Below are 24,031 nucleotides of genomic sequence, written 5' to 3' on the forward strand. Positions count from 1 at the left end.
GATACGTGATGAAGCGAACCATTCTGGTGATCGCGATCGCCTGCGGGGTGATTTCTCCGGCACTGGCCCAGTCCGTGGGTGAGAAGACCGGCGTTAATTCAGTGCTTGGCGTCGCGCCGAAGACCGAAGACTTCGTCAAGGAAGCCGCAACCAGCGACATGCTGGAGATCGAGGCGGCCAAGATCGCCCAGCAGAAAGGCAATGCCGCGGAGAAGAAATTCGCCGATCAGATGGTGACCGACCACACCAAGACCTCCACTGAATTGAAGGAGATGGTCACCGGCGAGATGAAGGCTGCGTTGCCGAATGGCCTCGACGAGAGCTCCCAGAAGAAGCTCGACGTGCTGCGCAACACCAAGGTAGACGATTTCGCCAGCGAATACGATCCGATGCAGGTCAGCGCCCACAAGGACGCGGTCTCGGTGTTCGAGCGCTACGCCAAGGGCGGCGAGGATCCGAAGCTCAAGGACTGGGCTGATAAGACCCTGCTCGCGCTTATGCACCATCTCGCAATGGCGCAGGACCTCGACAAGAACCACAAGTAGCCATCGACCGCCGGCAGCCGACCGATCCGGTTGCCGGCGACGTCGCCTGGAACGAACGCTCCGATCACGGATTGCCCCGCTATTCCGGCGTCATGAGGCAATTCGAATGGCGCACTTCGCCGCCCTGCGCACCCATCCGCTGGAATTTCGGAATACTGCTGCGCTCGCAGCGGTGGGGATGCTGGTTGCCACAGCCTTCGGCCTCAGCACCCTGATCACGCCGCTGTACCTGATCTATCAGAAGGCCTTTGGCTTCTCGCAGATCACCCTGACGCTGATCTATGCGGTCGGCCGACGACCCAGCACGCGCAACTCTAGCTACCCGACCCGATTTCACGGCTCCGCCTGCCGGGTCTCGGCTAGGTCGATGGCGAGGCGTTTTGCTATCGCAATAGCCTGGTCTCGATCGTCGACCGGCTGGCCCGTCTGGTCGATGACACGCTTATCGTTGACGATCGCGAAGTGAAAGGCAGCCATCCGTTGCTCGCCGATTATTGCGTGTTCGACTCATGCCACTTTTCCAGGTCGGGCTTCTTGTCGTCGCCGGAGCGTTGCTCCTTCTCGGCGTTGCCCTTCCAGGGCTTGTCGGTTTGCGCATGTGAACCCCAGTCGCTCGAGCGGCCGGAATCCTGCGTCACAGGTTTTGGCTTTCGTTTCATATCGATCTCCTCAGGAACAGAAGCGCAGACCTAGCGATGGGTTCCTAAGCCACCGCCGTCAGGGACCGACCGCGACAGAGCCCGCGATCACCATGACCAGCGCGTCCAGATCGATCTTGCCGCTGACCGCCAACTCGCCGCCATCCTGCACGCGGAGCGCATCCGGCCGGTTGGCGGCCTGCCGCTTGAATTCGCCGATGATCGCTTCCCTGAGCTCTTCCTCGAGCATGTCGACACTGTCAGCCTCTACGAGTGAACCTTGTCGCGGCCGTGCACCTGCGCCGGTGGCGCAGTGGCTTCGACCGCCGTGAACGGCTCGAGAATGCGATAGCGGTGCTCCGCCCCCGCGGGAACCAGCCAGGAATCGCCCGGCTGCAGACGGATGGTCTGCCCTTCCAGGGTCAATTCGGCCGCACCACCGATGACATATCTGACCGTCTCGTAGTCGCGCCGATCGGTAACACCTGGTTGCGGCTGTTCGCGATCCCAGAGCCGCATCGCAACGCGTTTGCCCGACACGAGGTAGGTCTGGCCCATCTCGCCCTTCGGGGACGTGCTGATAGATACTTTCTTGATCGAGCTGTCGCTCATGGTGTTCTCCAATTAATTGCTTGTGCGCGCGGGTGGAAACGCCAACGGATTGTCAGAGCCGGCCGGAGGCGGTCACACGCCACACCGTGTTGCCGACATCGTCGGCGATCAGCAGCGCACCCGACTTGTCGATCGCCAATCCCACCGGCCTGCCGCGGGACTTTTCATCGTCGCTCAGAAATCCGGTCACGACGTCCTGCGTGGGTCCGTTCGGATGGCCGTCGGCAAACGGCACATAGACGACCTTGTAGCCGTTGAGCTGCGGCCGGTTCCAACTGCCGTGCTCGCCGATGAAGGCACCACCGCGATAGGACGGCGGCAGCTTGTCGCCGGTGTAGAAAGCGAGCCCCAGCGGCGCGACGTGCGAACTCAACGCATAGTCGGGGACCGTGGCTTTCGCGACCAGGTCCGGTCGCGGCGGCTGCACGCGCGGATCGACGTTCTTGCCGAAATAGCTGTAGGGCCAGCCGTAGAAGCCGCCATCCTTTACCGACGTCAGATAGTCGGGCACGAGGTTGGGGCCGATCTCGTCGCGTTCGTTGACGACCGTCCACAACGCATGGCTTTGCGGCTCGAAGGTCAGGCCGTTCGGACTGCGCAGCCCGCTGGCGAAGATACGCGAGCGGCCGGTGGCGCGGTCAACCTCGAGGATGGCTGCGCGGTTCTTCTCCGCCTCGATACCATTCTCGGTGATGTTGCTGTTGGAGCCGACGCCGACATAGAGCAGCGCGCCGTCGGGGCTTGCCACCAGGCTCTTGGTCCAGTGATGATCGATCGGCCCGCCCGGAAGCTGGGTCAGGGTCTGTCCCGGTTCGCTGATCTTGGTCTCGCCCTCATGATAGGGGTACCGGACGATTGCATCGGTGTTCGCGACATACAGATCGTTGCCGACCAGCGCGACGCCGAACGGCGAATGGAGATGGTCGAGGAAGATGCTCTGCGTCTCGGGCTTGCCGTCACCGTCCGCATCGCGCAGCAGCGTGATGCGATTGCTTTCGCCGGTATCGCTGCCGGAAGTCGCCCACGACTCCACCCATTTCATGATGAAGTCCTTTGGCCGCTTGATCGGCTCGGTCCCGGGCGCCTTGGATTCGACGACCAGGATATCGCCGTTGGGAAGCACATAGAGGGATCGCGGATGCTGCAGGCCGGTGGCGAGCGCATTGATCTGCAGCGTGTCCGGCACCCTGGGTTTCTCGCCCTGCTTCCATCCGACCACGGAGGCGACGTGCATGGGCGGCACCAGATATTGCTCCAGCGCCGGCAAATCGGGGCGCGCACCGATCTGGGTCTTGGGGTCCGGCGCGGTCTCCTTGCTGCAGCCGGCCACGCACAGCGCAGCCATTAGCCCTACCGCGAGCTTACCGGGGGTCTTGTGTGTCAGATCAATCCGCATCGCCGGCTACTCCGACCCGATATCGATAGACCATCGCCCAGCCGAGCCAGCCGGTGCACAACATGACGAGAACCGTCAATGCCGACAGCACCAGCCCGGTGGGCACTACCGAGGTCCAGGCGTCACGGCTGTGGATGAAGGCATTGAACAGCGCGAGCAGCATCACGATCACGTTGCCGACCAGGTGCAACTAGGCATACGGCAGGCCGCGGATCAGACGGCTGCTCAAGAAGTCGATCAGGCCGGCGATCGCGGCAAGGCAGCCCATGATCAGCCCCGCAAACAGCAGCCAGGCCGAAAAGTTGGCCCATTGCATCTCGGCCGTCGCCCAATAGGCGATATCCGTCACCAGCGCGCCGACAAAGCAGGCAATCGGAAACGGCACCAGCATCGGATGGATGGGGTGCGTGCCACGCCTCGCCGTCGAGGCCGGATTGACCGGATGCGCGGTGACTGTGACGACCTCTTGCATTTGACGGGCCTCCGAAACGCCGTCAACGGCACCTTCGGATCGATGTTCCTAAGTGCGACCGGCTGACGCGATCTCTGCGAGAAAAACGCCGGCGGTCAGGCCGCCATCTTCCGGCAGGATTCCGCGCACGCCCGGCACATCGCCACGCACTCGTCCATGCCGCCGACACGCTCGCAATCCTTGGCGCATTCGCTGCAGATCTCCGCGCATTCGCGGCAGGTATGCTTGTGATGAGGGGTGTTGATCAACATGAAGTGAGCCGCGGTCCGGCAGATCTCCGCGCAAGCCATCATCAGGCGAAAATGCTTTGGCTCGACATGCTTGCCGCCGGTGACCAGGCAATGATTCATCGCGGTGCCGAGACAGGTCCTGTAGCAGGACAGACAGGTCTCGACGCATCGGTTCATTTCCTCCGAGAATGCCATGACCGTACCTCACGCAGCGCTTCGCTTGAGACGCCGCCCCTCCTTCACCTCCTCGATGATCTTGGCGCTGAAGGCTTCGAGATCACCGGGATTTCGTGACGTCACGACACCCTGATCCACGACAACCTCGGCATCCTGCCCGGCCGCGCCGGCATTCATGACATCGGTCTTGATCGACTTGTATGAAGTCATCTTGCGACCCCTGGCGATCCCGGTTTCGATCAGGAGCCAGGGCGCATGGCAGACCGCGGCGACGGTCTTCTTGGCGTCGAAAATAACCTTGATGAACTTCAACGCCTTGGGCTCGACCCGCAGCAGGTCCGGATTGATCTGCCCGCCGGGCAGCACGATCGCGTCATAATCGCCGGCAGTAGCCTGATCGAGTGTCTTGTCGACCTTGACCGGGCGCCCCCAATCCTTCTTGTCCCACCCCTTGATCTCGCCCGCGGCAAGCGACACCACATCGACCGTGGCACCGGCCTTCTTCAAGTGATCACGCGGCACCTCGAGCTCCGACTGCTCAAAACCGTTCGTTGCGAGGATCGCGATCTTCTTGCCTTTCAAATCCATGGACGGCTCCATTAGCGCTTGCTTGAAAGGTTCTGGATCGGCGCATTACGGCCGCGGTCACCCGGCGCGCCGCCTGGCAGACATCACGCCGCCGTCAACAACCGTCGCAGGTAGCAGAGCCCATCGAAGGTCAGCTTCGACTCGCTCACCTCGCCCTGCGCGACCTCCTCCTCAAGGAAGGTCTCCAGCTCCGGAAGCGCGCGATCGAACTTGTCCGCGATGCCCATCAGCTCGCAGGTTTCCTTGATGCGCTCGATCGGTTTTTCCAGCACGCTGATCTGAACCATTCTGGCTAAACCCCGGTCATGGCGTTGGTTCCTACGCAATTTGCTGATGCGGCGCAGCGGCCTGACTAAGGCGCCTCGCCGATCGTATCGGCCATTCTGGCGCCGCGCGCGCCGAGCGGCTTGCGGCGGCCCTCTGTCGAATCGATCGCGGTCTGATGCTCGATCTCCGAGTTCAGCTCCGCCCCGCACAGCACGATGATGGCGGACATCCACATCCAGGTCATCAGGCCGATGGCCGCGCCGAGCGAGCCGTAGGTCGCGCTGTAATTGCCGAAATTCGCAAGGTACCAGGAGAGCAGCGAAGAGCCGATCAACCACAGCACGGCTGCCGCGACGGCGCCGACGCTGAGCCACTGCCAGCGCGGCTCGGTTCGGCTGGGGCCATAGCGGTAAAGCACGGCGAGCCCGGTGAGCAGCAGGAGCATCAGGATCGGCCACCGCCCGAACCGGACGATGAGTTCGGCCCGTGTGCCCAGTCCAACCTGCTGCAGCAGAAGTGGCACGACGACCACCGCGCCGACCATCAGCATGATCGACATAAGGGCTGCGATCGTGAAGGAGAGCGACATCAGATTGAGCTTGATGAAGCCGCGTTTCTCCTTCTCCTCATAGACGACGTTGAGCGCATCGAACACCGCCTTCATGCCCGCATTGGCGCTCCAGATCGCGATCAGCAGACCGATCACAAAGGTCAGCCCAAGCGTCGAGGTGCCCTTCGCGAGCACGCGAGCGATCTGGTCCTGGACGATGGCGAATGAGCCTTCCGGCAGCATCAGTGCGAGGCTCCGCAGATTGGATGAGATCGTCGACGGATCGGCAAACAGACCGTAGCTCGAGACCAGCGCGGTGATGGCCGGGAAAATCGCCAGCAGGCCGTAGAACACGACGCCGGCGGCAGTCGCGAGCAGCCGGTCCTCGTCGATCTGCTGATAGGTTCGCAGCAGAATGTCCTTCCAGCCGGCGGCCGGAATCTGCAGCGCGTCTCAGCCAGCCGGCCACGATCCTGCGTTTCAGCCAACGCGGGCTCGAGGCCCCGCTCCCGTGCGACCGGCGTTTCCGCGCGGCACACGTATCGATAGACCGCCAGCGTTGCCAGCGCTGTCGCTCCAGCGAGCATCAGGTCGTTCGACCAACTGGAGCGCGGCGCCATCGCTAGTCCTGGACGGCGTCCGGCCGACGCCTGAAACGTGATGCGGCGAACCAGCCGACCAGCAGGACGGCAGCGCCGGCGGCCAGTGCCTGGGTCGTGGCATCGGCGCTCGCTCCGGTCTGTGAGGTGGCGATCAGGCGAGCCGCGACGGGCACCGCGATGGCACGTTTGAGCATGTCGGCCTGCCGGCTTGGCAGCGGCACGGACGGCGCAGGACGCGCGAGCAGCGCGCGGCCCACGATCAATCCTGCGAACCCGAGGAGCAGAAAGGCGCCCCCGATCACGGCGTAGGCGATCCAGATGTCGTAACGCACCTCGATAGCGTGGAAAGCCGCTGCAACCCCAACCCCCATCGCGATCACGAGCGATACCGCACCGATCAGCATGAAGCTGCATGTCAGCGCGTAGCCGGTCACCATCTGCCCGATCCATTGCTGCAGGTCCGCAAGGTAAGAGCGGAAGATCAGGCTCAGCACAGACGAACGGGTTTTGGCGCTCATGGCGATATCCATTGCAGCCGGCATCCGACAACCCGGCAGGATGATCGACGTTCCCTACCGGCCGCGCGTGACGGCTCGGGTCGGACAGCGCCGGCGTTGGTGAGCAGGTGGCGGCCGCAAGCCGTCTGCCTCGGAGAATCGCGCTCGAATGTGACCGGTGTGCGGATCGAACGCCTAACTGACCGGAGGCAGATTTGCGCGTGGCGGCAGGAAGCTCGGGAATGGCTTCGCGACCATGAGTGTCGCGCGCTCGTTGGTTTCCAGCGCGATCTTCTGGGCAAGCATCACGTCGCCGGCCGCCAGGCAGCCGACGGGCCGGAAGCACCAGCCAATCACCACGCGATCGCTGCCGTCGATCTCGTAGACATTGGTGGATGTCCCGTAGCAGATCCGGTACCGCTTGCCGGATTCGGAGCCGATGACGTCGAAGCGTCTGTACTTTTCGAACTGCGCCCGCTGCTCTGTCGACAGCCATGCGGACATCAGCGCGATTCCGCGTGCCTCGACTCTTTCATAGGCCTTCCAGCGATCCCAGATCGCGGTCAGGGTAACGCGCAGCGTCCCGGCAGCGCGCTTAAGCGCGGCCGACAGGGACACTTCGCGCAAACGGGCCGGCATGGCGTCAGCCGCCGACCAGTCTGGGATAGAACAGCGTCTCCTCGGCGGTCGGATCCAGCGCCCGGACGAGGTTGGCCTCCCCGGTCGATCCTCGTATTGCAGCGGTGTAGCCGTCCGACACCAGCTCATTGAAACGCGCGTTGGCCCAGGCCAGTTGCTCGCTGTCGGTGGGATCGAAATGCTGCCTCGTGTCACCAGTGTGATCCATGACCAGGATTGTCGCCATGATTGTCTCCCTAGAAGGACATCCACAACTGCGTCAGACCACCGGCACGGCCGTGGTTGGCCTGCCGCCCATCCACTCTGGCAGCGTCGCGCCGTCGCGGTGCCGGCCGCCTGCGCAGGCCGCGGCCCAGGCGGCGACCGCGCCGAACAGCAGCGCCGCCGCAACCGAGAACGCCAGGATCACCGCGCTGCGTCGCGACCGCTGGATGGCGGTTCGGGCATCGCCGATGACGCTGTCGACGCGCTTCTCGGCCTCGCCAGCAGCCAGCCCGGTCGCGGCGGCGACCTGCTGGATCAGATAGCTGTGATCCTCTGCGCTGACGCCGCTGTGGCTGGAGCTGGTCAACAGAATGCGGCCTGCTTCCGCGCGCTCATAGCTGACGTCGATATTGGCGGGACGCCGTGCCGACCGGTACAGGTGGTCGAGCTCGCTGCTCAACAGCGGCTCGGCGGCTGTCGCGGACGGGCGGTTCTGGACCACCGGGCGCGCGGCCGACAGGCCGACCAGCGCCACGATTGCCGCCCCCAGAATGACTGCGATCGCCCAGGCCGTCAGGCCATGCAGTCCATCGCTGCCCTCGATCATGTCGGACGGTGTCGCACCGATGATGCGATGCGCGCGGCCGGCGATATAGCCGCCGACGCCGAAGCTGACCAGCGCCTGCAGGACCAGATACAGCCCGGACAGCAGCGCGAGCGCAGCCGATGCGTCACGCCATGACGGCGAGCTCGAACTCACGCCCAATCCGACTGCCGCGCCAAAGCCGATAAGGATCGCCGATAGTGCCGTTGCGACCAGCGCGCCGGCAAACACCGGGCTCCATTGCATCCGAAGGCCGGTCCTGCGGTCGGCGGACACGGCAAGCCCTCGCTCGTTTTCCATGGCGCGCCTACCGCAGTCCGAAGAACGACAGTATGGCGAGAATGACTACGATCAGCCCCACCAGATAAATCAGCTGGTTCATGCAAGCCTCCTCCGCTCGACTTCGTTCTGACAATCTGGCCGCGACGGTAAAGTTCCTATGCGGACGAGCGGACGCCGTGCGGAGATGAGAATCAGCCATCGGCATCGCCGCTTCATGCGGTCAGAACAAGAAGTTCAATTCGCTTTGACCAACTGCGATAGAGCGTTCGGTCAACAAAGAAGGGCTCCACCGAAGCGACGCCCTCCGCGGCTATCGCGACGAACGTCCAGCGCCCGCAATGTCTGCTCAGCTCCACGGTTTGCGCTCGTCCTGACCGGCGGCGATCCGCCCGCGCTGCAAGGCTTTAGCGTGACGCATCGCTTGGCGGCGTTGCGGTGCGACAGCCGTATTTTGCCGCGGAGTTCGGCAATTGCTTTCGCGATTCTTGCTGTGACGCCGGCTTGCCGGAGCGCTGCACATTGGTCCGCTATTCGGACCGGAGGGCGCTAATCGGCTGTAAGGGATCGAAGCCGATTGCCACCGCGATGTCGATGGGCTCCAGGATATCGAGCTGGCGGTGGTCCCCTCAGACCATTCCTCAGACCTTGGCTCCCAAGAGCGACTGGCCAGCCCATTATCAGGACCGAGGGCTGTTGTAATCGGCCCACCATCGAGCTATCGCGCAAGTTTGTTCGTCCCAAAGCGCCGTAGGTAGATCCGGGACCGATATGCGGACGCTGAACTCGCCGGTCGCTGCGTCGTGAAACCATTCTGCCGCGGCGAAGTCGAAGCCAAAGCTTCCGGCGTGACGTATCGGAAAGCCGGCTTGACCGAGATCTGCGCTCATCTCTGAGGCCGCTTTCCTCGCCGCTTCTTCATCCAGCCGATGGCTGCACTTCAGCGTGACATAAAGTCCATGGGCGAAGTTCAGTTCGCCGGTGAGCCCGCCGAGCGCGTCTCGAAAAAAACGAGCAGTGCGGCGTCCATTGCGAAGGATGGCAGCCAGTCGCCTGCTGGTCAGCGACCGATAATCCGAGCTTCCAACAAAGGGCGGGAAGTGAGCCGGTAACGCGGCGCCTCCGAGGAGCCTGACCGCATTCCGCATCTCGTCCGGCAGCTTCCCAAGCTGCGAGCGGCCCCTTGAATCGTTCTTTAGATGCATGAAGGCCGTGGACCCCAACCGTCCATATTCCGCCCCGAGCGAATCAAGCTTGGTATGGCTTCGGATCATGGCCGTTGGCACCTCGGATTTCCGTTCCCGTCGTAAGACCCGCCTGATCCGGCCAGATCCGCCAGAAAAGCAAGTGGTGGCGAATATCAGAAGGTGGAACTCTTCCCAACATGATCGCAGGCAGGCTTCGAAATTCTTCGCGGTCGCGCAGGAATCGAGAAGCAGGAGTCGGGGTGCTCGCAAGCGAGAGACGGGCTCATCCAATGCTCCCTCGGCCGTGATGATCCTTAAGTGGGGGGCGTATGCCTTGATGAACTCCAAAGTTTCACCGTGTGTCCCAGGCAGAACCACGATAACCGCTCGATCGAACACATGAGAGGATGCCAAGAGCAGCGCCGAGATGGAGGCCATGCCCGAAGAGGTGTAGATGGTTTCGCATCCGCGGGGGATCTTCGCAGCCCCGAGCAATGCCGTGCCGTGATCGAACGCGCAGTCGAGAATTTCGGGGGATTGGACATCCTCGTGAACAACGCCGCTCACCAGGCCAGTTTCCAGGATATTGTTGATATCTCCGACGAGGAATGGCGGCTGACCTTCGACGTCAATATCCACGCGATGTTCTACTTAGTAAAGGCAGCCGTGCCGCATATGCGGTCAGGCAGCGTGATCATCAACACGGCGTCGATCAATTCGGACATGCCGAATCCGATTCTGCTCGCCTATGCCACGACCAAGGGCGCGATCCAGAATTTTACCGGAGGACTTGCGCAGATGCTGGCCGAGAAGGGCATTCGCGTGAATGCCGTCGCTCCGGGGCCGATCTGGACCCCACTGATCCCATCGACATTGCCGGGCGAGTCAGTGAGGCATTTTGGCAAGCAGGTTCCGCTGAAGCGGGCCGGCCAGCCCGCCGAGCTTGCGACGGCCTATGTCATGCTGGCCGATCCCCGCTCGAGCTATACGTCAGGGACAACGGTCGCAGTTACCGGCGGAAAGCCGTTCATCTAGGACGTTGAACATAGCGGCCCCCCGCGGAAGCACCTGCAAATTGGAGTTCGATACGGATCTGAAGGCGTTCACGCTTGCGAAGCCGCTCATGGCTGGGCTCACCTATCCCTATGATTGGGGTTTCGTTCCCTCGACAAAAAGGCCGACAACGGCGATCCACTGGATGTCCTCATCATCCACGATTCGCAGACATATCCCGGCGTCGTGCTCCCGTGCCGGCCGATCGGAATTCTCGAAATCCTTCAAACGCGCAAGGGCAGAAAGGAACGGATCGATCGCGCCTTTGCCGCGCCGGATCGTTCGCCACTCGAGACGAACCTCAAGGATATAAGGCATCTGCCGCGCCGTGGAGGAGCTCGAGCAGTTCTTTCGGGCGAGCTGAAGTTTCTGGGATGGCGCGGGCCTGGCGGGGCCGTTAGAGCGATCAAACGACTATCGGTACGATCTGCATGGTGTGCCCACGGCTTCGCGCGCGTTGGCAGCCTCCCTCCACGCCCGGCTGCTAGCTACTCGGAAGAGGTCGTCGGGGCCGGAACGCCTTTCGGGGCGCTGCACTAGCAGAAATGCCGGCAAATCAATGGCCGAAGACCAACCATAGCAAGATGATCACCGGAATCGGCACGCCCAAAAGCCAAAGCAAAACTCCTCGTCCCAGTTTCGTTTCTCCTCATGAAAAACGGGCAACGCCAGGGACCGCATCCGTGTTCCTCGCTAATCGCGCTGGTCGCTGATAACGGTCGTATACGTAGCGTCGGCGGGAATCTGGGCTTCGTACTGCTTGGCTTTTTCCAGTAGTGCATCGCGAACTGGACCATCCGGCAAAAGCGCGGCTTGATGGCGCGCTTCTCTCGCGCATTCCGCGGCTTTACTTGCCAGCTCCTCAGTCTCGCGAGACATCTCATCGCTCCACTCGATTCCGAGCTCTTTGCGTACGACGGCCGCCGAATTGCCGACCTTATCAACGGCCTGTCGAAGTTCTTCCTCCGACACGCCAAGGGCGTGGGTCCAGTATTTAACTTCAATGGCTCGATGCATATTAATATGCGAACGGTCGGGTTGCTCTTTCTTGGTCAGATTGCCCACGACAGCTTCTCCTCGCGGGAAGAAACGCCCGCAAACTCGCGATGTTCCCTGTCATCGCATGGGCGGCCCCAGGATGCTGGCAAGCGCCGCCCAACAAGCCGACGACGTAGTCGTGACAAAATCACCCGCTTCGAAGCAGGCAAGCAAACTGGAATGCTCGTCGGCCTTCCTGACGCCCCGCCCGGCTGCGACACGGGTCGCGTTCGCGCGATTCCCTGTCCACGCTGGTTGAGTGAACCGTGGTGCTGGCGTGGTGGGTGATCTGACCAGCGAACTTCGGTTATTCCGCCTCAAGATCTCAACGGCGTGCGGTGCTGATGGAAGCTGGGAATGACTTACCGCCCAACTTTGCCATTGCGGTTGGTGAAGCGGGCATTGCCGAGACCGGTGCCGACCGTCAGAACGGCCCAACGCTTCACGTCCTGCATGAAGGGCACCTCGGACAATCCCTGCACGACGCCGTCATTGTGCATGACGATGGTAGTATCGTGGTCGCGGATTTGCGGGATGGCCTCAACCAGGCTGGCAGGCAGGTTGAACTTGCTGCTCTCCCAGTTGCCTGGCAAGTTCTGCGCACCTTTCTCGATCGAGCCGTCGCTCTTGATGACGCCGGGACAGGCGATGCCGATGAACGGCGCGAGTTTGAGCCCTTCGTCCTCCGCCTCGCTAACCAGGTCCTTGAGCATCTTGATCAGGCGTTTGACTGCCCCCTCGCGGCTCGGCTCGTCATCGGCATGACGCCAGAACGCGGATTTCCAAACAGCGGCCTTGGAGAAGTCCGGGGACTTCCTCCGGCGCGTTTCCGCGACACCGCAGCGGATGTTCTTTCCACCGATGTCGACGGCCAGAATCGAGTCGTGGCCGTCGAATATCCAGGACGGAGCAAGGTGCAGCGCTCCGATCAGCCCGGCCTCATCCGGATGATGGCGAATCGGGATCATTTCGATTTTGAAGTCCTCCGACTTGAGGATGATTTCGGTACGGGCGATCGCGAGCTCACCGAGCCGGCTGTCGCGGAAGCCACCACCCAGGACGATCCGTTCGGTCTTCTCCCACGCCTTCGATTTGAGGAACCGTCGGGTCACGTGCGCGAGTTCGTGGGCGAAATCCTCAACAACGCTATGCACGACCGCAGACGCTTCGGTGTCGTCGCCGACTAGTATGGAGTCGAGCACCTTCTTGCTGATGCTCTCGGAAGGCTCCTTCCCGAACGGGTCCTCACCGGTCTTGCGCAGCGGCTTCCGCCACTTGTCCAAGATCTCCCGGAAGGTGCTCTGGCTGGCGCGGTCTCCAAGAAATCCGTCCTCATCCTTTAGCTCGATGTTGAAGCTGTCGATCTCCACCAAAGGCAGGTGCGAGGCTCCGTGGCCAGCGATGCCGGTGGTGCCCATCGTTTCCTCTGTCATCCTGAAAACCTCGAATAAGTCACTTGCGCCCGTCCGGTTAACAGGCGCCGCCAAATCCTCAATTCCTCAGCCGGGTTTCGCCGGGTGCAATGTGCGCGGGTGACGATCGTGCAGCAGGCGCGCAAGGTCCTCGCGCTCCGTCGTACGCCCCTTCTTGGCCAGCTCGAAAATGGCCTCCTGGATGTCGCGCGGCATACTGCCCCACACGTCCATCGCGGCCTTTCCAAGCAGCTTGGCGAAGTGGTCATTCGTCATTTCGGCGTTTCCTGTCCGGCGAATAGAGAGGAACGACGGTCAGACGGCGGCGTTCCAATGCCATCGATTGCCAAAGGCGAATTGATATCTTCACCAAAGACATCAAATCGATGGAGGATCTGCTCATCCACGGTCTGGAGGACGTCTACTACGCGGAGCAACAGATCCTCAAATCGTTGCCAAAAATGATCAACAAGGCCACGAACCGGGATCTCGCAACGGGCCTGAAGAACCATCTCGAAGAGACCAAAAACCAGGTCGAGCGGCTCGACAAGGTTTTCGCCAAACTCGGCAAGCAGCCAAGCGGCGCGAAGTGCCCGGCAATCGACGGCATCATCGAAGAGGCGGACGAAACCGCCAGCGAGATCGAAGACAAGGCCGTGCTGGATGCCGCGCTTGTTGCGGCCGCGCACGCCGTGGAGCACTATGAAATATGCCGGTACGGGACGCTGATCGCATGGGCCGAGCAGCTCGGCCACGAAGAGATCGTGCGCTTCCTCACGACCAACCTGAACGAGGAGAAGGCCGCAAACACCAAGCTGAACACGGTGGCGCTGCGCAAGGGAGTCAATGCCAAGGCATCGGCTTGAGGCGGTCACCCGAGCCGTCCTAGCGGCTTCGCGGAATCGCGGGGCCGGCGGTTCGTCCGGCTCGACGCACGAAGCGCATCTTGCGCCGCACGAACCATGCCGCGACCGAGACCAGCAGCCACGCCAGCGACGCCCCGATGAACGCGCCAGCCACGTTCCTTTCGACCACCACCCAGAACACGGCCGCGAACGTCAGCATGCCGAGCGCGCCGAGGGCGGCGCCCGCCGCATCCAGCGCAGCCGCGCCTTGCCCGCGCCGCTCGCCGTCAAGGCCTGCCTCCCGCTTGTGGCGGACTTCGTGCTTCTCAATTAGCGTGGCGCTGGCGCAAAAAATGGCGGGAAGCGCGAGAAAGAGGCCGCCCATAGGGGCACCGTAACGGCTGCTGATGAAACCGGTGAACACCGTCGCGGCGCCGCCGAGCACGAAGCGGATCAGATATTCGGACCAACGGCCCTGCTTCAGCGACGAGGTCGATAAGCGGATCGGCGTCGTCACGTCTGTGCTCCGGCGAGGCTCCACAGGCCGAAGGCCGCGGTCAGCCAGACGACGAGCGACAGAGCTGTGGCGGGCAGCGCCTGCATGCGCGCGCGGACGAGAAGGTGACAGACCACGACGCTGTAGACCGCCAGCGCAATCGCGCCCGCCATCATCGAGAGACTTTGCGAGCCGGCATAGGCGGCGCCATGCTGATAGATCGCGATTCCGAGCGTCGCAAGCGCGACGGATGGCGCGGCGCCGAACAGCCCGGCGAAGCTCTTCGGTCGCAGCATGTCTCCAAGCATCGCAAAGGCCGATACAACGGCGCCGCCGACGATGAATCGCACCACGTATTCGGTCATTTTGGTCGCTTCCAGAGTTTCGCCAGAGGTCCCCCCGACCCGTAGATCGGATCCTTGCGCGGTCGCGGCACCTTCGGAATGGTCTTCACGGCTCGCGGGTAATCTTCGACGGTTCTGCATTCATCGTACACTCCGGCCGGCGGGTACGCGCCGACGACAAGGAAGTCATCATCTGCCGACAGGCATTGGTGGCCCGTGCCGGCCGGCAGGACAGCGACGTCGCCGGCCTTCATCGTGAAGATCCGGCCCTTGATGCCGCCAAAGCGGACGCGTCCTTTTCCGCGCGCGATCCCGAGCACCTCATGGATCCTGGAGTGGTAATGCACGTAGTCGTAAATGCCGTTGCGCCAGCTGTCGCCCCACCGGTTGGCTTCGAACAGGTCCTCGATCACGGCCGCCGGATCGTGGCGTTCGTCGAGATCGACAGCGCCTCGATAAATGATCAGCGGCCATCGGGGGTGATTGGGGACGAGACCATCGTCCTTGAATCGAACAGTATGGGGCATTCGATTCCTTGCAAGGTTTGCGGCATTGCGCTTGCCTGGTCGTCTCAGGCCGGTGGCGCGCTCCGCGTATCCCTTCAGGTCTTCAAGAATCGGCATGCTTGTCCTCGTTCGAAGCTTCGGCCGGATAGCCGGTCCATAGACGCATGAACCGCTCCAGAATTGCTCCCAACGCGAATCCTGCGAGGACGTCGCTCGCCCAATGGGCCAAGACGACTATGCGCGTCAGCGAAAGTCCGATCGCGAATGCTCGGATCGCTCTTCGTGATCGTGTGGGCAAGTTGCCTGCCGCCGACGCCAGCGCGCCCATGTGCAGCGCGTGGCCGGACGGAAAGGCGTCGTCGCGCTTGCCGGAAAACCGAACTCCACGCAGGTGGCTGAGCACCATGACCCGATCGGGGCGCCTTTGGTCGAACAGCGACTTCATGAGGTGCGGTAAAAGGGAAGCAGCGACCGTGACGAGCAGCGCATGATCTCCCGCCCGACGCTGGGCGGCGCTGCCGCGGCGGGAGACGAGCCATCCGGCCGCGACCAGAAACAGAAGCACTTTTTCGTCGGCGCCCCAAGTCAGGCCCCGGGCGATCATTTCAGGAACTGGTTTGGTATTACGGGCAATGACGTCTGCGACCGCGATATCTGTCCCGGTCGGTCTGACGGTGATCGGGAAGCGGCTGCTTCGACTTCTGGCTACGGTTCGCATCGTCTAGGAACCAAATTAGATACCTTCCAACGCGTCACGGCGGCATCGGTTCATCTATGATGCCTTCCGACAGGCTGGATTCGCTACCCATCAATGTCTTCGGTCGCATGCCGCCTCGTTGATCGTCAGCTACCCGAGGACGAAAGCCGATTGCGGCCGCCTGTGTGGATTCGATCGGCGACATCTGCCCGAAAGTGAGCCCGGCCTTGCGAATACGAACCCTCTCTCACGTCCTCCGCTTCCGTCCGGCTTCGCGGTTCGACGTAGCTTCGCGAGCTAGCCGCTCCGCCTTCAGGCGCTCGCGGTTTGCATGGAACGGCCGTTGGGCGCGTTCATACTCCGACTGTCTTGGCATCGAAGGTCGAATAGGACCCTCCGCTGCTCGGCAACGTTTGATAAGCGATGACGTTCGGGCTGACGCTCGCTGCCTGGTGCCGGGTGACCGTAAAGTGCGACAGCTCGTAGCTAGCGGCTGGCGCCGCGAAGATCGCGCAACTGACTAACGTATGCCGCTGAGCGGTCAGGCCCGCAGCGCCCGGGCGCGCCCGCTTTTGGCACGGTCTGCGTCGCGTGCCGGTTCATAGTTAGGAACCGTTGCCATTTTCTTTCGTTCCACCTCCGCCGATTGGTACGGCTATTGGAGGAGAAAATATGAACGTTAAAGCGATTGTCGCGGCATCGTTGCTTGCCGCTTTCGTCACGCCGGTACTTGCAGCTGACGAATTCTACGTCGTGCAGGACGTGAAGACGAAGAAATGCACGATCGTCGACAAGAAGCCGACCGACACGACGACCACCGTCGTCAGTCCGTCAGGCACCGTCTACAAGACGCGCTCCGAGGCCGAGACCGGCATGAAGAGCGTGAAGGTCTGCACTTCCGACTGAAGAGTGCTGGCATGCCATCCATCATTCTCTGGGCCGTGCCAGTAATTGCCATGAGCGGTGGCATCTAGCTGATCGGTCATCTGGACTAAAGACGAGGAGTTCTTTCATGAAGAAGTTTGCTATCGGCTGCATTATGGCTGCGGCGATTGCCTCCGCCGCGCATGCCGCCAACACTATGCCCTCCGCTCCGACGGAGAGCTGGACTATAGGCAACTATTACAAGCAGAACGTCTATGACCCGAAGGAATCCAAGATCGGGACGATCGACGACGTGCTTGTCGACAAGTCCGGCAAAGTGACCGGCTTGGTCATCGGCGTCGGCGGCTTTCTTGGCGCCGGTGAGAAGGACGTGATCGTGCCGTACACGGCCGTCAAATCCCAAAAGAAGGACGACAAATGGTGGCTCACGCTCGACGAAACCAAGGACAGCCTAAAGCTGCGCCAGGTTTCAAATACGATCGGGCGAGCACCACCTGGAAGCCCGAAAGTAAGTAGTACTGAAATCCCGTCTCCTCGCTGACGAGGAGACGGGCGTCGGCAGGAGCTTCCGCGTCCACCCCTCCCGAGAAGAAATTTAGGCCCTCGCCGTGCGCCGCTTCCGCCGCCTCGCTCGAACGGCATGATACCTCGCGCTGGTCTGGGGCTTAATGAACAAAGCCGCGACGCTCGGATGTTGTCTGCGGATCTCATTTTCGATCGAAACGACGCAGTGCTCGATATCGTCGGCACGCTTGTCGTTCGCGAACTCGACGCTCAGCGCCGCGACAACCTCGGCCGGCGATAATTGCGTGGTCAGGAGCCCGTTGACCCGAAGCACGCCGGGCGACTGTCGCGCGATGTCGAGGATGGAGCGTGACAACTCGGAATGGGCGGGCTCACCAATCAGGAGGCTCTTGCTCTCCCTGGCGAGCCCGATGGACGCGACGCCGAGCAAAATCCCGATCAGGATCGAGCCGACGCGTCCCAGACCGGCTGTGCCACCAGCACCGCCGCCGCAGTCGTGGCAGCCGCAATCACGATGCCTATCAACGCGGCGCTGTCTTCCAGCAGCACCATGAAGGCGGGAGGGTCCTTGCTGCGGACGAAGGCCTCGTACCAGCCGAACCGCGCATGCTCCGACCGGAAGCGGCGCAGAGCAAAAAGCCACGAGGCGGCTTCGAAAAGGAACAACAGTCCGAGCACGACGAAGCTGACAACGGGATCCTCGATTGGCTCGGGCGCGGTAACATGGATGACGCCCTGATAAAGCGAGACGCCGGCGCCGAGCGAGAAAATCAGCAGCGCGACGATGAAGCTCCAGAAATACAGCTCGCGCCCATAGCCGAGCGGGTGGGATTCATCCGGCGGACGACTCGCGCGATGGTAGCCATAGAGTAGCAGCACCTCATTGGTGCTATCGACCACAGAATGCACGGCCTCGCTCATCATCGCCGAGCTTCCTGTCCAGGCTGCGGCTCCGATCTTGGTAGCCGCAACGAGAATGTTGCCGGCAAGCGCGGCATAGACGATGGTCTTCGATGATCCTTCCGTCGCCATGTTCACCCGAATGTTCGCATCGTCGGACCAATCCGCGGCTGTCGCAAATCGATCGTCCCGGAAGCCCTCATTTCTGAACCGGATCAGATATCCCCGCCCCGGGATCCTCAAGCCGCCCCTGTCGGGCAAGCTTCACGGCGCGGCCCAACGCGCGCGCCGTGTTCAGCACCTCCTGCTGAAATTCGCGGTCTTTATCCAGCTCGCGATGCGACATGGCATATTCCTCCATGTAGCCGACATACCCATCCAGCTCGCCGAAGCGGCCGCCGAAATCAAGTGCATGTCGGTCAACCAATCGGACAGGGTTCGGCGCACGCCCTCGGCGCCGACACTGTCGCCGTGAACGATCAGGCCGAAATGCCGGCCGGCGAGATGGCGCGGATACGACCAGCCCTTTAGTTCGAGGGCCTTGGCTTCATCGGCTTTCTTGCCGTGAGTCGAGGTCGGATCCGGATTGCCGCCGTCGGCGCAGACCAGGCGATCCATCATCGCCTTGAGGCCGCCCGGCACGTGATACCAGTTCACCGGTGTTACGATTAGGATGCCATGGGCGGCGAGCCAGAGTGGATAGATCTCGTTCATCCAGTCGTCGGTCTGGCCAAGCGAGTAGTTCGGATAGCAGCTACAGGGCCAGTGGCACAGCGGCATGGCAGTGGCGACGCAGGACTTGCAGGGACGGATGTTCTTGCCGAACTCCGAGGCGAGCCGGGACAGATCGAGAATGTCCACGGCAAGTCCCATCTCGACGAAAACAGGTTCGGCGAGCTTGACCATGCGCCAGCTCTTGGACATCTCGCCGGGACAGGTGTGCTCGCTGCGGGCCGAGCCGTTGATGATGAGGATGCGCGGCACCGCACCAGCATCGTCATGGCGCCGCCGCGCTTCGATGACGGCGGCGCGGGCGGCGAGCCAGTCGACAGCGAGATCGTAATCGGGATCGGCAAAGCCCGCGCCCGCCTTCCGCGTCGCCGGCGATTTGCGCGAGTGGCTATAGGCATCCCAGGCGGCGCCGACGATGGCATCGAGCTGGTGCTGAAGCTGCGCGAAAGCCGGATCGACGAATTGGCTCCTGTAGCGGCGCTCGAACTCTTCACGCGGCAGCTTGACGGGCGGCATCCCCTTGCGGACATTAGGTTCCGTCATGCTGTCTCCTTGATACATCGGCGTAGTTTGACCAACCGATGTTCTCGTCTCCAGTTCCTGGGCGGTGGGGCGATGGCGCTTCGTGGGACCCGCAACGTCAATCGACACCATGATAGGAACTCGCACCGGACTGAAGCGTCACCCGCCGCCGCAACCGAGACGCAGCCCGCGAGAGATGGGATATCTATATGACGATGTCTGTGTCGGCTCGATCGGGATGCGCACTGGCGTGCCGAACCACGTCGATCGGTGGGCTCGAAATGCGGTTCTATCCGGCTGCGATCCCGAACAGTCCTTCAGCCGCTCGGCCGACACGTTCGAGAAGGCCGGAGCAGCGTTTGAAGGCCCATGGGCATGGCAGCTGCCAACACGAACCGAGACAGACTTTCAGACCGGGCGTGATCAGCGCGCTTGGACCGAACGCAAACAGGCCATGTGTGCGCCAGCCGAGACACCGGGGACAATCTAACGGCGCCATGAGCGCCGAATGCCCCTCCAGAATTGCGGACGCGTTTGTTCGTGGCTAAGCACGCGATCAGCCGGGGTCATTTGGATGCTACTTCTTCGTGGCCTGGGTTGGTGGAAACTGCAATCTTCCCCTCGGCTTGCTTTTATGATAATCTTTTATTCATGGCAAAGCCAACAAAAGATAATCGTAAAATATCACGCGGCAGGCCAGCCACCGGCACAGCGCCACTTGTCGGCGTTCGAATGCCGGAATCATTGCAAGTCGGAATCCGAACTTGGGCACAGCATCAGCCGGACAACCCTAAGCTTGCTACAGCCGTCCGCAGGTTGGTTGAGATCGCGCTGGCCTTGCCAATCTCGCCGGGCCCCAAAAGTGAAAGCCGACGCCAACGAGCTCGCGATATGGCCAGCGAAGCTATCGATAAGTTGGCGGACAGCGCCGTTAGCGCGGACGAGCAAGCCGACCGCAAACGCCAACTGGTCAAGGGACCAGAGGAATTCCAGAAGGTGCGGCGCGACCGCCGGAAATGAGCTGAGCGAAGCCATCAGAGATCGAGGGATGACAAATGGCTGCTATTTCACTTCTCATCGGTGTTTTGATCATCGTGGTTGTGGGAGCGATCTGCTTTTGGGTGATAGACAGGTTCGCGCCTGACGGTCGCCTAGCACAGCTCCTGAAGCTTCTGGTAGTGCTAGTGTGTCTCGGCGCGATCGTGCAACGGCTGCTGGCGCTGACCTATTAGCGGCGATCCGCTGGTTGGAATATCGCGAAATTTCGTTGGCCCCGTCACGCGGTTGGTCGAGATCGGAGGCCGTAGTCAGCAACCAAAACGGACGTGAGGCGTTTTGCAGATTGGGCGACTTTCTAAAGCTTGGAGGGTCCGATGCCTAGGAAAATCCTAATCATACTCATCGCGGTTATGACCGCGGCGTTTGCGCCGACCGCTGCTTCTGCGCGTGGTGGCTTCGGCGGCGGTGGCTTTCATGGCGGCGGCTTCCACGGCGGATTTGGTGGCGGCGGCTGGCGTGGTGGCGGTTGGCGCGGAGGCGGATTTGGCGCCGCCGCTCTTGGACTTGGGATAGGGCTCGGCTTGGCCGGTGCCTATGCTTACCCTTACGGATATGGCTACCCCGTGTACGGATACGGTTACGACTATGGTTACCCCTATGGCTACGGCTACCCGTACCGAGCGAGTTATGGCTACTGCGTCGCAACAGCCAGCCAGAATGCGTATGCTTGCTATTAGCAGCGAAGCGGACGGCCCCGCTAAGATGAACACGACGATCCTAGCGGCGGAGCGCGCCTCCCGCTGATCTAGGGGGTGGTCATGACTACCGATGTGGAGGGTGAAATGGCCCTGCACTTCAGCCGCGCTGAGACTGGCGATCTGGAGATATGGATTGCAAGTAGCGACGACTATTCATTCGTCATTTGCAACGAGAGCCGAAGTGGACCTGGGCTGCACGGAGAGCCGGGCTTTGTTGCGTCATATCGCCCTGACTTTTTGAATATGCCGGCGGCTCAAGTGTCCGGATCGCCCTTCAGCACGTTCGCTGAAGCCGAACGGGCCTGCAATGCGTTCCTGGCTCGCCTCATTATTGAGGGATGACTAACCGAACCCGGCTGCCTGCTCGCTGAGATCGGTCTGAAGGGCGAAGAAATAAGCGATGCCGAGGCGTAATTCCAAATCAGCAAAGCGGTTCTCGTCCCGTGCCCTTCGAATTCCCTCGGCCGACTCTTTTCGGCACAAGCCGATGCACCCCTTCCTGCCGCAGGAGTGCCACTCGCAGCCGGGCAAGTCTCGGCAGAACCGATCCTAAAGCCGCGGCTACAAGACTAAGATGACAAGACCGCCAAGTCGAATTCTCAGACGCGAGACGAACATGAACCAAGTCGTCCGCTAAGACGTTATTCTCGAAAAGACGACTTATCTGGGAAGAATGAGGTGCTTTGGATCCCTGACTGGCGGCGGCAATGTCCTCGTCCAACGATACCAGTAAAGCCAGTGACGCGGCCCGCAGATGGCGGAGAAGGAGCAACTCGCTACTGCTGGTCTTGGCCGTTGGATTTCTTGTTTTTGTCGCCGCAGCGGGCGCGCTCTATTATGCACTGAAGCCGGAAGTTCTCCGGATTGCGGTCGGACCGCGGGGAAGCGACGATCACAGAGTAATTCAGGCGATGGAAGATGCCTTCGCCAGCGAAAGCAGAACTATCAGGTTATCTCCGCTCGCAACGGATGGGGCAGCTGACGCCCTCGCTCTGCTTGGCGCCGGCGAGGTCGACCTTGCGGTCGGCCGAGGCGACCTGGAGATGCCGGCCGACGCGCAGACCGTTGCCACAGTGCGCAAGAACTTCGTTGTGCTCTGGTCGCCTTCCGGACCTGCGGGCCAGAGTCCCAAGAGAAGGCACCCACCGAAAATCAAGGAGATCGCCGACCTCGCAGGGCACCGTGTCGGCGTGATCGGCCGTACACCGGCGAACGCCGCTTTGCTGCGGGTCATTCTGAGCGCTTCCGGCGTTGAGCCGGGCAAGGTCGCGATCTCGCACTTTAGCACCGACCACATCGATGAGTTGGCGCGCGACCTGACCATCGATGCGTTCATGGCGGTCGGTCCGCTCGACAGTAAAATCACCTCGGATGCCATCGCTGCGACAGCCCGGGCCCGAGGTGAGCCCAAGTTTCTCCCGATCGACGCTTCGGAAGCCATCGCCTTGAAGCACCCTCGCTATGAATCAGAGGAAATTCCGCCCAGCGTCTTCAATGCGGATCCGGCTTGGCCGGACGACAAGGTTGAGACAATCAGCGTCAACCACCTGATTATGGCGCGAAAGACTTTGTCTGAAGCGACCGTGGCAGCTTTTTTCCGACAGCTATTCGCCGTCCGTCAGGCAATTGCAAGGCAAGTGCCTGGCGCTGCACACATCACCAAGCCCGATACCGAGAAGGATGCCGAACTGCCGGTACATCGCGGAGCGGCGGCCGTCATCGACGGCAACGAACGCACCTTCCTCGACAGGTACGGCGATTATTTCTGGTTTGCGCTTCTGCTTCTCTCCGCGATCGGTTCGGCCGGTGCTTGGTTGCGCCGCTATTTGAATCGGGACGATAGGGAGGACAACACCAGCCATCGCCATTCAATCCTGGCCATGGTCTCCAGGGCACGGGCCGCGGAATCAAATCAGGAATTGCTGGCTCTACAGCGAGACGCCGATGCCATCATCAGTGAAACTCTCGAGTGTTATGACGACGGCGCGATTGAGGAGGAAGAACTGACGGCCTTTGGCCTGGTACTCGAATTGTTGAGACATGCCATCGTGGAGAGACGAGCCGAGTTGCAGGGCGGCACCCCGGAGCCGGCTCGCGGCGGGACGATACGCCACAGCCTCACGCCGCGAGCATGACCGGCTAGGATGATCACCGATACCGATCGGTCAGGCAGAGAATGTGCGACATCAAAAGCACAAAGCCAGCGCGCCGAAGCCGACCGAATTTATTTACCGTCCTTCGCGAAGGATTTCGCGGCATCCTTGATGGTCTGCACCGCAATCTTCGGCCCCTTCCACCCGATGATCTTGAGCTTCTTATCCTCCAATTCGTCAGTCGCCACGAAGAACTTCTCCAGCTCCTCCCGGATTGGCTTTGTTAGATCATCAATGTCGTGCAAAGCCCGCTCCGAGTGTGAGTTCAACGGCACAGCAAAGAGACGGTCGTTGCGCTCGGATTTCTTTTTGCTCTTCTGTTCGATCTGGAGGACGCCAATAGCGCGACACGTAACGACAAGCCCCGGAAAGGTCGCGGCGTCATGAATCACCATGATGTCGAGCGGGTCGCCGTCGTCTGCTTTGGTAGAGGGCACAAAGCCCCAGTCATGGGGATAGGTCAGCCCCGTCAGCAACGATTTGCTGAGCGCGAAGCTTTCAAGCTTGGGGTCATAGGCGAATTTCGCGCGGCTGCCGCGAGGTGTTTCTACAACCACATGGACGTCCCCGTCTTCCGTAAAGGGTGGCAGGTTGAAGAAATTCGGCATGGCGTCCTTCTCTTTTAATAAGCAGAGTACCGAAAAAGGTGACTTGCGAGCTCCAAGAATTCTCCAAGCAT

At 61.6% G+C, this 24,031-nt stretch carries 30 protein-coding genes and 6 pseudogenes; 12 read left to right on the plus strand and 24 right to left on the minus strand.

Annotated features, from left to right (window positions below; all coding sequences use genetic code 11):
• Nucleotides 1-8 precede the first annotated feature (8 nt).
• Together AKN84_RS11870 and AKN84_RS47295 are read left to right on the plus strand one after the other, a co-directional pair.
• Nucleotides 9-545 carry a DUF4142 domain-containing protein gene (locus AKN84_RS11870; protein ID WP_050420892.1) on the plus strand — a complete coding sequence of 179 codons (537 nt, stop codon included), beginning with the start codon at nt 9-11 and terminating at the stop codon, nt 543-545.
• A gap of 106 nt (nt 546-651) precedes the next feature.
• Nucleotides 652-1,011 (plus strand): hypothetical protein, encoded by a 360-nt coding sequence (locus AKN84_RS47295; protein ID WP_050420893.1) that lies wholly within the window; start codon nt 652-654, stop codon nt 1,009-1,011.
• Nucleotides 1,012-1,036: 25 nt separating this feature from the next.
• Here the strand turns inward: AKN84_RS47295 and AKN84_RS48010 are convergent, their stop codons facing one another.
• From AKN84_RS48010 to AKN84_RS11940, 14 genes and pseudogenes are all read right to left on the minus strand, one after another.
• A complete protein-coding gene (locus AKN84_RS48010) occupies nt 1,037-1,204 on the minus strand; it encodes a hypothetical protein (RefSeq protein WP_167351844.1) in 168 nt (55 codons plus the stop codon).
• A 58-nt stretch (nt 1,205-1,262) separates the two neighbouring features.
• Nucleotides 1,263-1,433, minus strand: a complete 171-nt coding sequence (locus tag AKN84_RS48015; protein WP_167351845.1) for a hypothetical protein — start codon at nt 1,431-1,433, stop codon at nt 1,263-1,265.
• A gap of 17 nt (nt 1,434-1,450) precedes the next feature.
• The gene (locus tag AKN84_RS11880) at nt 1,451-1,795 is read right to left on the minus strand and encodes a cupin domain-containing protein (RefSeq protein ID WP_050420894.1); all 345 of its coding nucleotides are present in this window, start codon (nt 1,793-1,795) and stop codon (nt 1,451-1,453) included.
• 52 nt (nt 1,796-1,847) lie between these two features.
• Nucleotides 1,848-3,140, minus strand: a complete 1,293-nt coding sequence (locus AKN84_RS11885; RefSeq protein WP_430649904.1) for a PQQ-dependent sugar dehydrogenase — start codon at nt 3,138-3,140, stop codon at nt 1,848-1,850.
• 40 nt (nt 3,141-3,180) lie between these two features.
• Nucleotides 3,181-3,663, minus strand: a pseudogene (locus AKN84_RS11890) (DUF2231 domain-containing protein).
• A gap of 95 nt (nt 3,664-3,758) precedes the next feature.
• Entirely contained in the window at nt 3,759-4,088 is a 330-nt protein-coding gene (locus AKN84_RS11895; RefSeq protein ID WP_050420896.1) for a four-helix bundle copper-binding protein, read from the minus strand.
• A gap of 9 nt (nt 4,089-4,097) precedes the next feature.
• Nucleotides 4,098-4,658, minus strand: a complete 561-nt coding sequence (locus AKN84_RS11900) for a type 1 glutamine amidotransferase domain-containing protein (RefSeq protein ID WP_050420897.1) — start codon at nt 4,656-4,658, stop codon at nt 4,098-4,100.
• Nucleotides 4,659-4,741: 83 nt separating this feature from the next.
• The gene (locus AKN84_RS11905; protein WP_050420898.1) at nt 4,742-4,945 is read right to left on the minus strand and encodes a hypothetical protein; all 204 of its coding nucleotides are present in this window, start codon (nt 4,943-4,945) and stop codon (nt 4,742-4,744) included.
• Between the two features lie 65 nt (nt 4,946-5,010).
• Nucleotides 5,011-6,095, minus strand: a pseudogene (locus AKN84_RS11910) (YihY/virulence factor BrkB family protein).
• A gap of 2 nt (nt 6,096-6,097) precedes the next feature.
• Nucleotides 6,098-6,595, minus strand: coding sequence for a hypothetical protein (locus AKN84_RS11915; protein ID WP_244485048.1), 498 nt, complete (start codon nt 6,593-6,595; stop codon nt 6,098-6,100).
• A gap of 174 nt (nt 6,596-6,769) precedes the next feature.
• Nucleotides 6,770-7,213 (minus strand): hypothetical protein, encoded by a 444-nt coding sequence (locus AKN84_RS11920; protein WP_244485049.1) that lies wholly within the window; start codon nt 7,211-7,213, stop codon nt 6,770-6,772.
• Between the two features lie 4 nt (nt 7,214-7,217).
• Nucleotides 7,218-7,439, minus strand: a complete 222-nt coding sequence (locus tag AKN84_RS11925; RefSeq protein WP_050420900.1) for a hypothetical protein — start codon at nt 7,437-7,439, stop codon at nt 7,218-7,220.
• Nucleotides 7,440-7,472: 33 nt separating this feature from the next.
• A complete protein-coding gene (locus AKN84_RS11930; protein ID WP_050420901.1) occupies nt 7,473-8,321 on the minus strand; it encodes a hypothetical protein in 849 nt (282 codons plus the stop codon).
• Between the two features lie 659 nt (nt 8,322-8,980).
• On the minus strand, nt 8,981-10,054 hold the full coding sequence (locus tag AKN84_RS11940) for a hypothetical protein (protein ID WP_193399650.1): 1,074 nt from the start codon (nt 10,052-10,054) through the stop codon (nt 8,981-8,983).
• Between AKN84_RS11940 and AKN84_RS11945 the strand changes: the two are divergent.
• Together AKN84_RS11945 and AKN84_RS45075 are read left to right on the plus strand one after the other, a co-directional pair.
• Nucleotides 9,959-10,522 (plus strand): annotated as a pseudogene (locus AKN84_RS11945) (SDR family oxidoreductase); the annotation flags it as partial. The gene AKN84_RS11940 and the pseudogene AKN84_RS11945 sit on opposite strands and share 96 nt — an antisense overlap.
• Nucleotides 10,523-10,636: 114 nt before the next feature.
• Nucleotides 10,637-11,080 carry an inorganic diphosphatase gene (locus AKN84_RS45075; protein ID WP_347337322.1) on the plus strand — a complete coding sequence of 148 codons (444 nt, stop codon included), beginning with the start codon at nt 10,637-10,639 and terminating at the stop codon, nt 11,078-11,080.
• A gap of 354 nt (nt 11,081-11,434) precedes the next feature.
• Here the strand turns inward: AKN84_RS45075 and AKN84_RS45080 are convergent.
• The 3 genes and pseudogenes from AKN84_RS45080 to AKN84_RS11965 all read right to left on the minus strand — a co-directional run.
• Nucleotides 11,435-11,605 (minus strand): annotated as a pseudogene (locus AKN84_RS45080) (DUF3606 domain-containing protein); the annotation flags it as partial.
• 335 nt (nt 11,606-11,940) lie between these two features.
• Nucleotides 11,941-12,996, minus strand: a complete 1,056-nt coding sequence (locus AKN84_RS11960) for an ROK family protein (RefSeq protein WP_430649902.1) — start codon at nt 12,994-12,996, stop codon at nt 11,941-11,943.
• Between the two features lie 81 nt (nt 12,997-13,077).
• A complete protein-coding gene (locus tag AKN84_RS11965) occupies nt 13,078-13,266 on the minus strand; it encodes a hypothetical protein (protein ID WP_050420906.1) in 189 nt (62 codons plus the stop codon).
• A gap of 80 nt (nt 13,267-13,346) precedes the next feature.
• On the opposite strand from AKN84_RS11965, the gene AKN84_RS11970 reads away from it, so the two are divergent.
• Entirely contained in the window at nt 13,347-13,856 is a 510-nt protein-coding gene (locus tag AKN84_RS11970) for a YciE/YciF ferroxidase family protein (RefSeq protein ID WP_128970693.1), read from the plus strand.
• Between the two features lie 19 nt (nt 13,857-13,875).
• On the opposite strand, the gene AKN84_RS11975 is transcribed toward AKN84_RS11970, so the two are convergent.
• The 4 genes from AKN84_RS11975 to AKN84_RS11990 are packed head-to-tail and all read right to left on the minus strand — an operon-like array spanning nt 13,876 to nt 15,899.
• Complete coding sequence (locus tag AKN84_RS11975; RefSeq protein WP_050420908.1) at nt 13,876-14,352, minus strand: DUF3147 family protein; 477 nt, start codon at nt 14,350-14,352, stop codon at nt 13,876-13,878.
• The gene (locus tag AKN84_RS11980) at nt 14,349-14,696 is read right to left on the minus strand and encodes a DUF3147 family protein (RefSeq protein WP_050420909.1); all 348 of its coding nucleotides are present in this window, start codon (nt 14,694-14,696) and stop codon (nt 14,349-14,351) included. Before AKN84_RS11980 ends, AKN84_RS11975 begins: the two co-directional genes overlap by 4 nt.
• The gene (locus tag AKN84_RS11985) at nt 14,693-15,298 is read right to left on the minus strand and encodes a cupin domain-containing protein (protein WP_050420910.1); all 606 of its coding nucleotides are present in this window, start codon (nt 15,296-15,298) and stop codon (nt 14,693-14,695) included. Before AKN84_RS11985 ends, AKN84_RS11980 begins: the two co-directional genes overlap by 4 nt.
• Nucleotides 15,285-15,899 (minus strand): phosphatase PAP2 family protein, encoded by a 615-nt coding sequence (locus tag AKN84_RS11990; RefSeq protein ID WP_050420911.1) that lies wholly within the window; start codon nt 15,897-15,899, stop codon nt 15,285-15,287. Before AKN84_RS11990 ends, AKN84_RS11985 begins: the two co-directional genes overlap by 14 nt.
• 651 nt (nt 15,900-16,550) lie before the next feature.
• Between AKN84_RS11990 and AKN84_RS11995 the strand changes: the two genes are divergently transcribed.
• Both AKN84_RS11995 and AKN84_RS12000 read left to right on the plus strand, forming a co-directional pair.
• Nucleotides 16,551-16,784, plus strand: a complete 234-nt coding sequence (locus AKN84_RS11995; protein WP_050420912.1) for a hypothetical protein — start codon at nt 16,551-16,553, stop codon at nt 16,782-16,784.
• 106 nt (nt 16,785-16,890) lie between these two features.
• Nucleotides 16,891-17,304: a PRC-barrel domain-containing protein gene (locus AKN84_RS12000; protein WP_244485050.1), complete on the plus strand. Its 414-nt coding sequence runs from the start codon at nt 16,891-16,893 to the stop codon at nt 17,302-17,304.
• Between the two features lie 54 nt (nt 17,305-17,358).
• On the opposite strand, the pseudogene AKN84_RS12005 reads toward AKN84_RS12000, so the two are convergent.
• Together AKN84_RS12005 and AKN84_RS12010 are read right to left on the minus strand one after the other, a co-directional pair.
• Nucleotides 17,359-18,320 (minus strand): annotated as a pseudogene (locus AKN84_RS12005) (cation diffusion facilitator family transporter).
• A 67-nt stretch (nt 18,321-18,387) separates the two neighbouring features.
• Nucleotides 18,388-19,463 (minus strand): annotated as a pseudogene (locus tag AKN84_RS12010) (flavodoxin family protein).
• A 579-nt stretch (nt 19,464-20,042) separates the two neighbouring features.
• Here AKN84_RS12010 and AKN84_RS45085 point away from each other — a divergent pair.
• The 5 genes from AKN84_RS45085 to AKN84_RS12030 all read left to right on the plus strand — a co-directional run bounded on the left by AKN84_RS45085 (nt 20,043) and on the right by AKN84_RS12030 (nt 23,334).
• Nucleotides 20,043-20,462 (plus strand): hypothetical protein, encoded by a 420-nt coding sequence (locus tag AKN84_RS45085; protein ID WP_244485051.1) that lies wholly within the window; start codon nt 20,043-20,045, stop codon nt 20,460-20,462.
• A 35-nt stretch (nt 20,463-20,497) separates the two neighbouring features.
• Nucleotides 20,498-20,674: a hypothetical protein gene (locus AKN84_RS47300; protein WP_157863285.1), complete on the plus strand. Its 177-nt coding sequence runs from the start codon at nt 20,498-20,500 to the stop codon at nt 20,672-20,674.
• 141 nt (nt 20,675-20,815) lie between these two features.
• Nucleotides 20,816-21,178: a hypothetical protein gene (locus AKN84_RS45090; RefSeq protein WP_193399646.1), complete on the plus strand. Its 363-nt coding sequence runs from the start codon at nt 20,816-20,818 to the stop codon at nt 21,176-21,178.
• Nucleotides 21,179-21,259: 81 nt separating this feature from the next.
• Entirely contained in the window at nt 21,260-21,541 is a 282-nt protein-coding gene (locus AKN84_RS12020; protein ID WP_347337323.1) for a hypothetical protein, read from the plus strand.
• Between the two features lie 365 nt (nt 21,542-21,906).
• Nucleotides 21,907-23,334: a TAXI family TRAP transporter solute-binding subunit gene (locus AKN84_RS12030; protein WP_128970694.1), complete on the plus strand. Its 1,428-nt coding sequence runs from the start codon at nt 21,907-21,909 to the stop codon at nt 23,332-23,334.
• A gap of 89 nt (nt 23,335-23,423) precedes the next feature.
• On the opposite strand, the gene AKN84_RS12035 is transcribed toward AKN84_RS12030, so the two are convergent.
• Nucleotides 23,424-23,960 (minus strand): inorganic diphosphatase, encoded by a 537-nt coding sequence (locus AKN84_RS12035; protein ID WP_050420915.1) that lies wholly within the window; start codon nt 23,958-23,960, stop codon nt 23,424-23,426.
• Between the last annotated feature and the right edge of the window lie 71 nt (nt 23,961-24,031).

The sequence above is a fragment of the Bradyrhizobium tropiciagri genome, assembly GCF_001189845.1.
Lineage (GTDB): Bacteria > Pseudomonadota > Alphaproteobacteria > Rhizobiales > Xanthobacteraceae > Bradyrhizobium > Bradyrhizobium tropiciagri.

Excerpts from the sequence above, each read along its gene's own strand:
- AKN84_RS11870 (WP_050420892.1), top strand. The coding sequence starts at position 9 with ATGAAGCGAACCATTCTGGTGATCGCGATCGCCTGCGGGGTGATTTCT.
- AKN84_RS47295 (WP_050420893.1), top strand. The coding sequence starts at position 652 with ATGGCGCACTTCGCCGCCCTGCGCACCCATCCGCTGGAATTTCGGAAT.
- AKN84_RS48010 (WP_167351844.1), bottom strand. The coding sequence starts at position 1,204 with ATGAAACGAAAGCCAAAACCTGTGACGCAGGATTCCGGCCGCTCGAGC.
- AKN84_RS48015 (WP_167351845.1), bottom strand. The coding sequence starts at position 1,433 with ATGCTCGAGGAAGAGCTCAGGGAAGCGATCATCGGCGAATTCAAGCGG.
- AKN84_RS11880 (WP_050420894.1), bottom strand. The coding sequence starts at position 1,795 with ATGAGCGACAGCTCGATCAAGAAAGTATCTATCAGCACGTCCCCGAAG.
- AKN84_RS11885 (WP_430649904.1), bottom strand. The coding sequence starts at position 3,140 with ATGGCTGCGCTGTGCGTGGCCGGCTGCAGCAAGGAGACCGCGCCGGAC.
- AKN84_RS11895 (WP_050420896.1), bottom strand. The coding sequence starts at position 4,088 with ATGGCATTCTCGGAGGAAATGAACCGATGCGTCGAGACCTGTCTGTCC.
- AKN84_RS11900 (WP_050420897.1), bottom strand. The coding sequence starts at position 4,658 with ATGGATTTGAAAGGCAAGAAGATCGCGATCCTCGCAACGAACGGTTTT.
- AKN84_RS11905 (WP_050420898.1), bottom strand. The coding sequence starts at position 4,945 with ATGGTTCAGATCAGCGTGCTGGAAAAACCGATCGAGCGCATCAAGGAA.
- AKN84_RS11915 (WP_244485048.1), bottom strand. The coding sequence starts at position 6,595 with ATGAGCGCCAAAACCCGTTCGTCTGTGCTGAGCCTGATCTTCCGCTCT.
- AKN84_RS11920 (WP_244485049.1), bottom strand. The coding sequence starts at position 7,213 with ATGCCGGCCCGTTTGCGCGAAGTGTCCCTGTCGGCCGCGCTTAAGCGC.
- AKN84_RS11925 (WP_050420900.1), bottom strand. The coding sequence starts at position 7,439 with ATGGCGACAATCCTGGTCATGGATCACACTGGTGACACGAGGCAGCAT.
- AKN84_RS11930 (WP_050420901.1), bottom strand. The coding sequence starts at position 8,321 with ATGGAAAACGAGCGAGGGCTTGCCGTGTCCGCCGACCGCAGGACCGGC.
- AKN84_RS11960 (WP_430649902.1), bottom strand. The coding sequence starts at position 12,996 with ATGGGCACCACCGGCATCGCTGGCCACGGAGCCTCGCACCTGCCTTTG.
- AKN84_RS11965 (WP_050420906.1), bottom strand. The coding sequence starts at position 13,266 with ATGACGAATGACCACTTCGCCAAGCTGCTTGGAAAGGCCGCGATGGAC.
- AKN84_RS11980 (WP_050420909.1), bottom strand. The coding sequence starts at position 14,696 with ATGACCGAATACGTGGTGCGATTCATCGTCGGCGGCGCCGTTGTATCG.
- AKN84_RS11985 (WP_050420910.1), bottom strand. The coding sequence starts at position 15,298 with ATGCCGATTCTTGAAGACCTGAAGGGATACGCGGAGCGCGCCACCGGC.
- AKN84_RS11990 (WP_050420911.1), bottom strand. The coding sequence starts at position 15,899 with ATGCGAACCGTAGCCAGAAGTCGAAGCAGCCGCTTCCCGATCACCGTC.
- AKN84_RS11995 (WP_050420912.1), top strand. The coding sequence starts at position 16,551 with ATGAACGTTAAAGCGATTGTCGCGGCATCGTTGCTTGCCGCTTTCGTC.
- AKN84_RS12000 (WP_244485050.1), top strand. The coding sequence starts at position 16,891 with ATGAAGAAGTTTGCTATCGGCTGCATTATGGCTGCGGCGATTGCCTCC.
- AKN84_RS47300 (WP_157863285.1), top strand. The coding sequence starts at position 20,498 with ATGGCTGCTATTTCACTTCTCATCGGTGTTTTGATCATCGTGGTTGTG.
- AKN84_RS45090 (WP_193399646.1), top strand. The coding sequence starts at position 20,816 with ATGCCTAGGAAAATCCTAATCATACTCATCGCGGTTATGACCGCGGCG.
- AKN84_RS12020 (WP_347337323.1), top strand. The coding sequence starts at position 21,260 with ATGACTACCGATGTGGAGGGTGAAATGGCCCTGCACTTCAGCCGCGCT.
- AKN84_RS12030 (WP_128970694.1), top strand. The coding sequence starts at position 21,907 with ATGTCCTCGTCCAACGATACCAGTAAAGCCAGTGACGCGGCCCGCAGA.
- AKN84_RS12035 (WP_050420915.1), bottom strand. The coding sequence starts at position 23,960 with ATGCCGAATTTCTTCAACCTGCCACCCTTTACGGAAGACGGGGACGTC.